Source organism: Cuspidothrix issatschenkoi CHARLIE-1 (assembly GCF_002934005.1).
Lineage (GTDB): Bacteria > Cyanobacteriota > Cyanobacteriia > Cyanobacteriales > Nostocaceae > Cuspidothrix > Cuspidothrix issatschenkoi.
Map to the genome: position 1 here is coordinate 1 of NZ_PGEM01000156.1, position 10,166 is coordinate 10,166.

A 10,166-nucleotide genomic window follows, 5' to 3' on the forward strand; every position below is an offset into this window, starting at 1 on the left:
AAGCTGTCATAGTAGAGAATCTGCATGTCAAAGGCATGGTACGCAATCATAATTTGGCAAAGTAAATATCTGATGCAGGATGGGGAACATTTACTAATTTTTTAGCCTATAAGCTAGAACGCAAAGGTGGGAAGTTGGTAGAGATTGATAGATGGTTTCCCAGTTCTAAACTCTGTTCTAATTGTTTTTATCAAATTGGTGATATGCCATTGGATGTCCGTGAATGGACTTGTCCTCATTGTGGTACTCATCATGATAGAGATGGAAATGCAGCGATAAATATTAGGACAGAGGGTATCAGAATGCTTGCCCTGAGCGAAGTCGAAGGGATAAAGGCGGAAGGTGCAGCCGTCTGGTGCTGTAGGAGGGGAGATAAGACCAAAACTTGGGCGGAAGTCTAAGTTGCGGCACTCCCCTGTGAGTACAGAAGCCAACACTGTACTTGGTACTCCAAGTCAGTGTGGGTAGTTCACTACATCCTCTAAGCATTAAAAATTGTTTGGGCTGCGGTACAATCTAGTTGAATTTGGTTTTTCAAGGCTTCTAGAGAAGAAAATTTTTGTTCCGGGCGCAAAAATTTGACTAACTGCACCACCAAATTTTTACCATATAAATCTCCAGACCAATCTAGTAAATGTGCTTCTACACGGGTATCTATACCATTAACAGTAGGACGGTTGCCGATATTCATTACCCCTAATTTGTGAATGGGTAGGGTATCTAATGTTGGGTCATGGATGATGACAGCGATCGCATAAACTCCATGACGAGGTAAAAATTTATCTTTTGGTAGTTGGATATTAGCCGTAGGAAAGCCGATAGTTCTCCCTAATTTTTCTCCTGCTATGACCTCCCCTGACAGAGTATAAGGTCTTCCTAATAACCGATTAGCCTTAGCAATATCACCTATGGCCAAACTTTCCCGAATTAAGGAGGTACTGATGCGATTATCATCGGTTGTGGGTAAGCTGTCCCCATCTTTCTGGATCGGCACTATAGTTACAGGGATATGATATTTTCCAGCCAGCATTTGTAAATCCTGGGCAGTACCCATTCGTCTTTTACCAAAACAGAAATCTTGACCCACACTAATTTCTTGACATTGGAGTTGTTGCACCAGAATTTTGTCTACAAATTCTTCTGGGGAAAGGGCAGATAAGTCTCGATCAAAAGGTAATAACACTAACTGTTCTACCCCAAGCGATCGCAATTGTTCAACTTTTTCATCCAGTGGTGTTAACAAAGCACGGGGTTGTCCAGTAAAAAACTCATGGGGATGGGGATCAAAGGTGACAACGGTTGAATATGGGCGTGGATTTTCCCGATCTGACTGGGCTGAATTTTCACCAATATGCTGCTTTTCTTGATTTCCTGCTGACTGCAATATTGGCTGAATTACTCTTTGATGACCAAGATGAACACCATCAAATTTACCAAGAGCAACAGCAGTTGGTGTCAGTAGCCCTTCTGTTGAAGAAGCAACCCATACAGAACACCCATTTTGAGACAAATTTAACACTTGGATTTTGGGATGTTAGGTTTATTATCGCTATCAGCGTTGAGGCTCTCACGCTGCTAGATATCTAATCACCAATCTAATCTAAAATCGAGGCATCCGTTGATTAAATTGGTTTTTGAGTAGGTATACCAACCCCACGGGGAAAACTAATTGGTGTATTGGCTACTTTACCTAAATACAGACAATGGCGCATACTCTGACTCAAAGGCGTGGTAAATTCTTCAATTAATTCAATTTCCCCACCCAACTGACTCACTGCCGTTTCTAAACTCTCATTTTCTGCTTCACTCCAACTACCGCGATAAATGACCGCCAACCCTCCTTTTTTCACTAAAGGCAGGGCATATTCAGCGCACACAGACACGTTACTTACAGCCCGAATTACTGCCACATCATAATTTTCTCTATGTTGGCGTTGTTGACCAATTTCTTCGGCTCTCCCCAGTAAAGTTTTACCATTCTTCATCGCCAACGCCGATAAAATTGTCTCCAGAAAAGCGATTTTTTTTCCCGTAGAATCTAACAATGTTACTTGAGAATTAGGAAAAATTAAACCAATTGGCACACCCGGAAACCCAGCCCCCGTACCAATATCAATTATCCGCTTACTCTGCTCAATACCGGGGATAAACTCTTGTTTTGGTGCAATTCCCCGCAGAGAATCCCAAAGATGTTTTTCCCAAAATTCCGCCGGTGCAGTAATGCGAGTTAAATTTAGTTGGCGATTTCCCTCAATAATTAATTCATACAGCTTTTGAAATTGCTGAAATTGAAAATTTGTTGGTTGCCAATTTAAGGTTTGTTGCCATATTTCCGCCATTTCTGGCAAATTATCCTGAGTTAAAGATTCTATATCCATTATTTAAAATTGTCTTTTTACGTTAACATCATTCCGCAGTCCGCACTGATTTTAAAACCCCATGATCTAATGTCCAACAATAATCTGCTATTGGTAACATATCACTAGCATCGTGTGTGACAACTAACAATGTCCAATCTTTTTTCAGTTTGGCTAATAAATTCACCAGTTGCCGACGCATTGACCAGTCTAAGCCCGCAGTAGGTTCATCTAATAACAATAAATTTGGTTTGCGAATTAACTGCACTGCTAGGGCTAAACGTCGTTGTTGTCCACCGCTTAAAGTATGGGGTAATGCAGATAAAGATAAATGATCTAATCCTACTTCTGTTAGTGCCTGTCTAACTTGTTCTGAGCTTAATTCTGGATGTCCTAAGCGTAATTCTTCTAAAATTGTCCCCCCGCAAAAATGCCGTTCGGGAAACTGAAAGACTAAACCAGCTAATTGTTGTAGTTCTTCGGCAATGAGTCCCTGTTCTCGCCAGAAAACTCCCCCGGCAGTAGGATTAGCTAATCCAGATAAAATTTCTAATAAGGTGCTTTTACCTGAACCACTCGGACCAATAATTAAACCTAGTTTCTGCGGTGGTAATTCTAAATTTATCCCCTGAAGAATGGCTTTTGGACAAGCTGTGGGGTGATAAGTTAAATTTTTAAGATAGAGCATTTGTTAAGATTAGCAAGTTATGGAAAATTTTGATTAGTAGTTTATAATTTACTATTTTGGTATTTTAGGTAAAAGATACAACAATTTCCACCGTAATTATTCACAAAAATTATCATGGTTAAACAGCTTTTAATGCGTCCTACAACTAGATTCTGGCAACTTTCTCCAGTTTTGCAAGTGACTTTTATCACGGCAATTTTATTAAATATTTTGGTCTATCCCTCCTTTGCGGGTGATCCCTTCCGCAGTCGAGAACCTCATAAAATTGGCGATCGCACAGAAGCCGCTTTTAAGGCCATTTTCCAGCAGGGAAATTACCCACTAGCTAAAGATTCTTTACAAAAAGCCATGTCTAGGGAAGCCAATGAACCCCTAATTTACGCTATTCAAGCTTCTTTGGCCTACACAGACCAAGATTGGGCTAATTTAGAAAAATACAGTCGCCAAACCCTAGAAACTGGACAAAATCTCATTCCCAATGATCCATTACGTGGTAATTTATATACGGCTGTGGGTCATTTTTTAGAAGGTGCAGTAATTATCAGTCGAGAGGGAACTGTCAATGGTGCATCTCAAGCTTTGAGTCGCTTACAAAAAGTCTATCAATATCTTGACCGAGCTGAAGAAATTTCTGCCAATGATCCAGAATTAAATTTAATTCGCGGTTATATGGATTTAATGTTAGCTGTAAATTTACCTTTCACCAGTCCAGATGATGTCATTGCTAGATTAGAAAAAAATGCTGCACCTGGTTATTTAGTAGATAGAGGTATTGCTATAGCCTACCGAGATTTAAAACAATACTCTCTAGCTTTAGATTATGTCAACCGCGCCTTAAAAACAACTCCCGACAACCCAGAAATTTTCTATCTTAAAGCCCAAATTCTCCATGAAAAAGGAAAAAAGGAAAAAAGTCAGAGTTTAATTAAAGAAGCAATAACTCATTTTGATAAGGCATTAACCAAAAAATCACAACTTCCTGCTAATCTAGTCAAACAAATTGAATACGAACGCAATCAAGCTGTCAATAGTCAGTTGTCATGAAATTCTAGTTATACCAATTACCAAAATGCAAATACAATTTCGTGAATTTAATCCTTTTGATGTATGGATTTGGTTGAAGTTTAGCACCATTCCCTCCCAACAAGAAAAACAATATGTAGAAGAAGTTTTTAACTCTTGGTTTTATCTTGGTAAATTGGGCGCATTTAATGCTGAAAACCTGCAAGTTCAAGATACAGGATTTGATATTAGTTATATGAACTATGATCAAGAAGGCTATGATAAAAGTCTATTGGCATTGATGCACAATATAGGTGAATTTGAATATGAAGGAGAATGGATGCGTTGTTGGTTTGATTTAGGTACAAGTGATGCGATCGCCTTAGACATTCTCATTAACGCCCTCACCCAACTTAATGAGGAACACGTCACCATTGAAGAACTATATATTGGTGGCGAAAATTCAGATTGGCCAACAGAAGATAGTGAAACTCGCGCCTATTCCACTTATGATAATTAATTGCCATCATGAATAAAGAAGGTCAAATTCGGGTCATTGTTTTAGCACTAATTCGAGATGATAATAGAATCTTTGTTTCGGAAGGATATGATCGGGCTAAACAATCTACATTCTATCGCGCTTTAGGTGGTGGCGTGGAATTTGGCGAAACTAGCCGCATCGCCTTAGAGAGAGAATTTCAAGAAGAAATTCAAGCCGAATTAACTAATATTCGCTATCTAAATTGCATTGAAAACCTATTTACATTTGATGGTAGACAAGGGCATGAAATCATTCAACTCTATCAATGTGATTTTGCCGATCCTCAATTTTATCAAATCGAAAGTTTAACTTTTTCAGAAACCCCAGAACGAAAACATCGCGCCTTATGGATAGACATAGCCAAATTTAAATCAGGTGAATTAAGATTAGTTCCCGAAGTTTTCTTTGATTATTTGTAATCTCTATCTTGGGTAATTCCTATAAATAATCAATTGAGAAAAAAGTAGGTTGGGTTAAGCGATAGCGCAACCCAACAAAAGGATTGATAATGTTGGGTTTCCTTCCGTCAACCCAACCTACCTACTGGGAAGAAAGGGACGCAGTTTGTACATACTTTAAATGGTTCTGGTTTGGCTGTGGGAAGGACTATGGCGGCGATTTTGGAGAATTATCAGCAAGCTGACGGGACGATTAAAGTACCGGAGGTTTTGCAGGTTTATTTGGGTAGGGAGGTTTTGTAGATATTTTACCTATCTGAAATTCTGTATAATCACTGTGAATGGTGGTTATACAGCAATGTTTTGTGATACCTTATGAAAAGTTGTGTCAATACTACTTATCAGGTTTCACTTATGTCAATTCATATTTTTTGGGATAACTCAAATATTTGGCTGGTTGGCCGTGGGGTTTGCCAGCAATACGAACCGGGTGATGAGTCTGGATTTCGTGTTCACTTTGCTAATCTGTTCGACTTTGTTGTTAACAACCGCCAAGTTGATTATGCCTTTGTTGGTGGCTCGATTCCGCCTAATGATAGTCTCTGGAAAAGGTTTGACGATTTAGGAATTAAAGTTGAAACGCAAGAGCGTGGGCAGATTAGTGGTACTGAAGTTGCCGTGGACGGAAGTATCCAACTTCAGATGGCTAATCAGATCCTTGATGTAAATCCACCGGGTATTATGATACTTCTAACAGGTGATGGTAGTGGTTATACTAATGATAAAGGTTTTATCAAGTACCTAGAACGAGCGCACAAACACGGATGGCAAATTGAGGTAGTAAGCTGGGATTTAGGTTGTAATCGCTCGTTGAAAAAATTTTCTGAGGATAAAGGGGTTTACCGATCATTGGAAAATGTCTATTATCAGGTTACATATATAAATAACAAACGTTGGGCTTTATCAGAATAGTGCGATCGCTCATTTTTTTAGGGTGAGTTCAATTTTATTAACGCACCATCATTATCTAGCCTAAGAAATACAAGATTAAAATTTTGAATTAATAACCACGGTGTTGATATGGAAATTTTCTTTGCTCTACTAATTTTCGTTGGCATTATCATTATGATTATTTCTATAATGAGAGATCAATCTAATTCAAATTCGTCTTCAACTTCTATTTCATCTCAGTCTAATTCAAGGCAACCATCATCTAATTCAAATTCGTCTTCAACTTCTATTTCATCTCAGTCTAATTCAAAACAAGCATCATCTAATTCAAATTCGTCTTCAACTTCTATTCCACAAGCTTTATCTCTAGAGTTTAGTCAGAATTTACCACAACTTTCTCCAGAATTAAAGTCAAAGCTTGATTTGGGTCGAAAATTATTCACAGATGGACTCTCTTTGTACAACATGGGAGAAATAGAAGCTGCTTCAGAAATATTTAGGGAGGCTTCAAATTTGATGAAAATAATACGTGGATATTATCCAAATGACTTACAAATTAATTTTTACTTATTAGAAACATATCAAGGGTTCGATTATAACCAAGCAATTGAACAAGGATTCAAATGTCTTGAGATTATGGATAAAATTTTAAGTCAAAATAGTTTTGTTGAGACTATGGTACTTATAACCAACTGTGACATATTACGAAAATTATATAAGTTACTGATTAAGGAAAATAGAACAGATGATGCTCAACAATATCTAAAAAAACTATTTTATCTAACTAGCTCCATATTAGATAAGTATCCTGGACCATATAAGCATGAATCTACTTTGATGACAATGTTTAATTTATCTAAAGAACGAGTAATTGCAAATTTCTTTATTCAGGGAATTAAGGAAGGAAGAAATATGTCAAGAAACTTGGTTATCTCTGCTTTTACCACAAATGATAGCCCTGAATTATCTTATTACTTTGATGCTAGTTTCAGTTCAGCAGATCAGGAAATAACTATTTTCTTGGCTGATCTTAGCTTATTACTTCGAGGCTAGTGCGATCACTCATCTCGTAGGGTGCGTTAATGAAATGTAACGCACCGTTTTCTATTAATATTTAACTGTCTGAATCAGGATAACCAGGATGAAAGGATTAAGAGGATAATATTTGATATTGATATTGTGGAATATTTAAATTAGCGCAATTGGTGAAAATGTAGATAAATATTAATAAAACATCCTGTACATCCTCAAATCCTGGACATCCTGATTCAGACAAAATGCAACTTCAGAAAATATACATGAATATAAAAAAACATCCTGTACATCCTCCAATCATGGACATCCTGATTCAGACAAATAATGTTAAAAATTATATCAGCAGAAAATGGTCAAAAAAGATAAACTAATTGAAAAATTAAAAAATAGCCCCAACAATGTAAAGTTTAGTGATATTCGTAAACTGTTAGAATTAGACAACTTTGTATTAGATAGAATAACAGGTAGTCATCACATATTTATCAAACATGAAACAATCTTAGTAATTCCAGTTCATAATAATCGGGTAAAATCAGTTTATGTTAAACGAGTATTAGAATTAATAGAAGGAGAGTAATCATGAATTATCCCATAGTTGTTTATCCCTGTGAAGAAGGCGGTTTTGTAGCAGAAATTCCAGCATTAAAAGGATGTTTAGCACAGGGTGAAACTTTAGAAGAAACATTACAAGAATTGATAATTGTCAGAAATTTGTGGTTAGAAACAGCCGCCAAATATGGTCAAAAATTACCAGATGTTGAACGTGCTATTTCCCAGGTTAAAGCACTTAGTAATGTATAATTAACTGTCTGAATCAGGATACCCAGGATGGTTATAGTGAAATGCAAACACTAAGTCGCGGAGAAAATTTATCAATTCAAGCATTGCCCGAAATTAATTTAGTTGTAGAGGATATTTTAGGATCAATACTTGCATAGCAAATTCATAAATAACATCAAGGTTGCATTTTCAACCCTTGGTTATCAGGATTACAGAAATATTAATCAAAGCAATAATATTTTTTTACGTCGCTGATAATTTCCCATGTACACGACATACCAGCCGGAAAAGTGACTAAATCTTCCTTACCCATTTCCACTGCTGGTTTACCAGCAGGGGTGACAATGACGTTACCTTCTAAAAAGTAACAAGTTTCTTGACTATCGTAAGTCCAAGGAAATGTGGATACTTCCTTTTGCCAAATTGGCTACTTGGATACACCTAACTGATTGAGATATTCTTGACTAGGTTAATGTTCGACTTTAATTTCCATGAGCTATTTAGTGTATTTAGCAGTAAGATTGGATATCTTCACCACACTTATCTACTAAATAACATAATGCGCGAAAACGCAAGCCCACAAACTGATCATACAGAGGGTTAAATTTGCACAAAGGGGGAATGTGGCCAATTTTGCGGCCGAAAACAATAATATCACGCTCAAAGGGGCATTGGGCAGGGATCAATTTAGCAATCAATCTTGCCAATTCAGGATTATTAATTTCGATATTGTCGAACCACTGACGGACTTTTTGCAATAAGTCAAACTTGTTTTTAATGGGATGGTTTTCTGCAATTGGATTGATAAAAGTAGAAATTACCATTGGTTGTACATTTGTTTTTAACATGGCTGTAAATCCTATGTGGATGGAAAGAATAAACTTGCACCAAATTGGCAATTTTTATCACCAATTAATTTTTGCAATTTTCCCTGAACTCGATGAACTGTAAAGTAGCTGAACTTATTGCTATTTAAACTGGGTTTATGTGAAATAACTGTTCAGTTAAATACAAAATAACAAAGAAATCATAAAAATGGTATAGTCTTGGCTTATAGATTCCTGATATTGCATATAGTAATCTCATATATGAAACCTCCATGAGCTGCCTTATGGCGAGGCATAAGGGAAAATTTTTAATTAACGGGACTTAGGCAAAAAACACTTTTAAAATATCCTCAAACGTATATCTTAAATGGGTTTTACATCGTTTTGATTGGTTTGTTGTTATATCTGAGTTACAGGTGTTTTTGGGTATTTAATGTATTTCCCTTACCCCGGAAGGATTTGAGGTTTATTTCTTCCTCAAAAGTGTTTAAGTCCAGCTAAGCAAGTAAGCTGAAAAATACAGAATTAGCACCTTGGTAGACTTGTTCCACCCAAACTTGACTCCACCTGAATCACCTATGACTGACTAATGCTGGCAGTTTTGTAAAATATAGTCACATAATTCACAAAATCCATCGGCTTCTTCACCTGTGGTTATATAGGTAGGTTGATGCTTTAGCTGATTAGTATATTCACGTATATTTGCTACACCGACAGATACAGGAAAATAACGCTGATTAAATAAGCTGTCATCATTGGGACTATCACCCACAGTGATCACCTGTTCTGGTAAGTAGACAGGAAAATATTGGCGTAAAACTTTGAGTAATCCGTTGGCTTTGTCCTGTCCTAGAGGTTTAATATGACATTGAACAGTGCTGTAAGTAAATCCCCACCCCATTTGTTCACAAAGATCAGTAATCTGGTTGAGATCATCCGTTGTTAATGAAATCAGATCAAAAGTCCAATCTGTGACTCGAAACCGATTATCACTAGACTCCTGAAGATCGGGAAAATAACTTTGTAATCTGGCAAAAGTTGCTGCTAAATCTTGCCGATGGTAAGCTAAATCAGGAATATGGGTCAGTGTGACTGGTTGAAAATCCTTAGCTGGATAAAATAAACCACCATTTTCTGCGATCGCACCGACAACTGGCATTAAACTAGTAATAGCACTTACCCAACCAGCGGAACGCCCCGTAACTATTAACACTGGAACTTTAGCTGTTGTTAAACTTTCTAATGTATGTAGTAGTTTAGATGTAAACTTGCCATACTTAGTTATTGTACCATCCATATCTGTTGCTAACAGGCAAGTTTGGTATAAATGCCGAGATGTTATCTCTGGTAACTGCTGTATATTTATGAGATGTTTACCAAAATCAGTAATAGGTCTGTACATAGGAGATTATAAAGATAATGTATAAAATATTTATACTATACTAACCTATTAGCCACATTTTGGGCATCTTATCTAATACTCAGATTTACTAATTTCAGGTTATAAATTATGGTCAGTACAATTTTTCTGGCTCAATCTTCTGGGTCAAAGACAATAAAGACTAATAACAGTAAACCAAAAAGTTT

At 36.8% G+C, this 10,166-nt stretch carries 12 protein-coding genes and 3 pseudogenes; 9 read left to right on the plus strand and 6 right to left on the minus strand.

The window, feature by feature from the left end:
• Positions 1 to 468 (plus strand): annotated as a pseudogene (locus CUN59_RS18130) (RNA-guided endonuclease InsQ/TnpB family protein); the annotation flags it as partial.
• Between the two features lie 13 nt (positions 469 to 481).
• On the opposite strand, the gene CUN59_RS18135 reads toward CUN59_RS18130, so the two are convergent.
• From CUN59_RS18135 to CUN59_RS18145, 3 genes are all read right to left on the minus strand, one after another.
• The gene (locus tag CUN59_RS18135; protein WP_104389165.1) at positions 482 to 1,519 is read right to left on the minus strand and encodes a bifunctional riboflavin kinase/FAD synthetase; all 1,038 of its coding nucleotides are present in this window, start codon (positions 1,517 to 1,519) and stop codon (positions 482 to 484) included.
• Between the two features lie 103 nt (positions 1,520 to 1,622).
• On the minus strand, positions 1,623 to 2,378 hold the full coding sequence (rsmG, locus tag CUN59_RS18140) for a 16S rRNA (guanine(527)-N(7))-methyltransferase RsmG (RefSeq protein ID WP_104389166.1): 756 nt from the start codon (positions 2,376 to 2,378) through the stop codon (positions 1,623 to 1,625).
• A gap of 28 nt (positions 2,379 to 2,406) precedes the next feature.
• Positions 2,407 to 3,045, minus strand: a complete 639-nt coding sequence (locus tag CUN59_RS18145; protein WP_104389167.1) for an ABC transporter ATP-binding protein — start codon at positions 3,043 to 3,045, stop codon at positions 2,407 to 2,409.
• Between the two features lie 114 nt (positions 3,046 to 3,159).
• Between CUN59_RS18145 and CUN59_RS18150 the strand changes: the two genes are divergently transcribed.
• From CUN59_RS18150 to CUN59_RS18185, 8 genes and pseudogenes are all read left to right on the plus strand, one after another.
• Positions 3,160 to 4,089: a Sll0314/Alr1548 family TPR repeat-containing protein gene (locus CUN59_RS18150; protein WP_104389168.1), complete on the plus strand. Its 930-nt coding sequence runs from the start codon at positions 3,160 to 3,162 to the stop codon at positions 4,087 to 4,089.
• 25 nt (positions 4,090 to 4,114) lie between these two features.
• Complete coding sequence (locus CUN59_RS18155) at positions 4,115 to 4,567, plus strand: DUF3531 family protein (RefSeq protein ID WP_104389169.1); 453 nt, start codon at positions 4,115 to 4,117, stop codon at positions 4,565 to 4,567.
• 8 nt (positions 4,568 to 4,575) lie between these two features.
• Entirely contained in the window at positions 4,576 to 5,007 is a 432-nt protein-coding gene (locus CUN59_RS18160; protein ID WP_104389170.1) for an NUDIX hydrolase, read from the plus strand.
• 126 nt (positions 5,008 to 5,133) lie between these two features.
• Positions 5,134 to 5,289 (plus strand): annotated as a pseudogene (locus CUN59_RS18165) (serine--tRNA ligase); the annotation flags it as partial.
• 111 nt (positions 5,290 to 5,400) lie between these two features.
• Positions 5,401 to 5,958, plus strand: coding sequence for an NYN domain-containing protein (locus CUN59_RS18170; RefSeq protein ID WP_165790224.1), 558 nt, complete (start codon positions 5,401 to 5,403; stop codon positions 5,956 to 5,958).
• Between the two features lie 108 nt (positions 5,959 to 6,066).
• A complete protein-coding gene (locus CUN59_RS21200) occupies positions 6,067 to 6,990 on the plus strand; it encodes a hypothetical protein (protein ID WP_133164049.1) in 924 nt (307 codons plus the stop codon).
• Positions 6,991 to 7,321: 331 nt separating this feature from the next.
• A complete protein-coding gene (locus CUN59_RS18180) occupies positions 7,322 to 7,549 on the plus strand; it encodes a type II toxin-antitoxin system HicA family toxin (RefSeq protein ID WP_104389173.1) in 228 nt (75 codons plus the stop codon).
• A 2-nt stretch (positions 7,550 to 7,551) separates the two neighbouring features.
• Positions 7,552 to 7,773 carry a type II toxin-antitoxin system HicB family antitoxin gene (locus tag CUN59_RS18185; protein ID WP_104389174.1) on the plus strand — a complete coding sequence of 74 codons (222 nt, stop codon included), beginning with the start codon at positions 7,552 to 7,554 and terminating at the stop codon, positions 7,771 to 7,773.
• A 199-nt stretch (positions 7,774 to 7,972) separates the two neighbouring features.
• Here CUN59_RS18185 and CUN59_RS18190 read toward each other — a convergent pair.
• From CUN59_RS18190 to CUN59_RS18200, 3 genes and pseudogenes are all read right to left on the minus strand, one after another.
• A pseudogene (locus CUN59_RS18190) lies at positions 7,973 to 8,245 on the minus strand (cupin domain-containing protein).
• A gap of 16 nt (positions 8,246 to 8,261) precedes the next feature.
• Positions 8,262 to 8,600: a Mo-dependent nitrogenase C-terminal domain-containing protein gene (locus CUN59_RS18195; protein ID WP_104389175.1), complete on the minus strand. Its 339-nt coding sequence runs from the start codon at positions 8,598 to 8,600 to the stop codon at positions 8,262 to 8,264.
• Between the two features lie 565 nt (positions 8,601 to 9,165).
• A complete protein-coding gene (locus CUN59_RS18200) occupies positions 9,166 to 9,981 on the minus strand; it encodes an HAD family hydrolase (protein WP_104389176.1) in 816 nt (271 codons plus the stop codon).
• Positions 9,982 to 10,166 lie beyond the last annotated feature (185 nt).

Excerpts from the sequence above, each read along its gene's own strand:
- rsmG (WP_104389166.1), bottom strand. The coding sequence starts at position 2,378 with ATGGATATAGAATCTTTAACTCAGGATAATTTGCCAGAAATGGCGGAA.
- CUN59_RS18145 (WP_104389167.1), bottom strand. The coding sequence starts at position 3,045 with ATGCTCTATCTTAAAAATTTAACTTATCACCCCACAGCTTGTCCAAAA.
- CUN59_RS18150 (WP_104389168.1), top strand. The coding sequence starts at position 3,160 with ATGGTTAAACAGCTTTTAATGCGTCCTACAACTAGATTCTGGCAACTT.
- CUN59_RS18155 (WP_104389169.1), top strand. The coding sequence starts at position 4,115 with ATGCAAATACAATTTCGTGAATTTAATCCTTTTGATGTATGGATTTGG.
- CUN59_RS18160 (WP_104389170.1), top strand. The coding sequence starts at position 4,576 with ATGAATAAAGAAGGTCAAATTCGGGTCATTGTTTTAGCACTAATTCGA.
- CUN59_RS18170 (WP_165790224.1), top strand. The coding sequence starts at position 5,401 with ATGTCAATTCATATTTTTTGGGATAACTCAAATATTTGGCTGGTTGGC.
- CUN59_RS21200 (WP_133164049.1), top strand. The coding sequence starts at position 6,067 with ATGGAAATTTTCTTTGCTCTACTAATTTTCGTTGGCATTATCATTATG.
- CUN59_RS18180 (WP_104389173.1), top strand. The coding sequence starts at position 7,322 with ATGGTCAAAAAAGATAAACTAATTGAAAAATTAAAAAATAGCCCCAAC.
- CUN59_RS18185 (WP_104389174.1), top strand. The coding sequence starts at position 7,552 with ATGAATTATCCCATAGTTGTTTATCCCTGTGAAGAAGGCGGTTTTGTA.
- CUN59_RS18195 (WP_104389175.1), bottom strand. The coding sequence starts at position 8,600 with ATGTTAAAAACAAATGTACAACCAATGGTAATTTCTACTTTTATCAAT.
- CUN59_RS18200 (WP_104389176.1), bottom strand. The coding sequence starts at position 9,981 with ATGTACAGACCTATTACTGATTTTGGTAAACATCTCATAAATATACAG.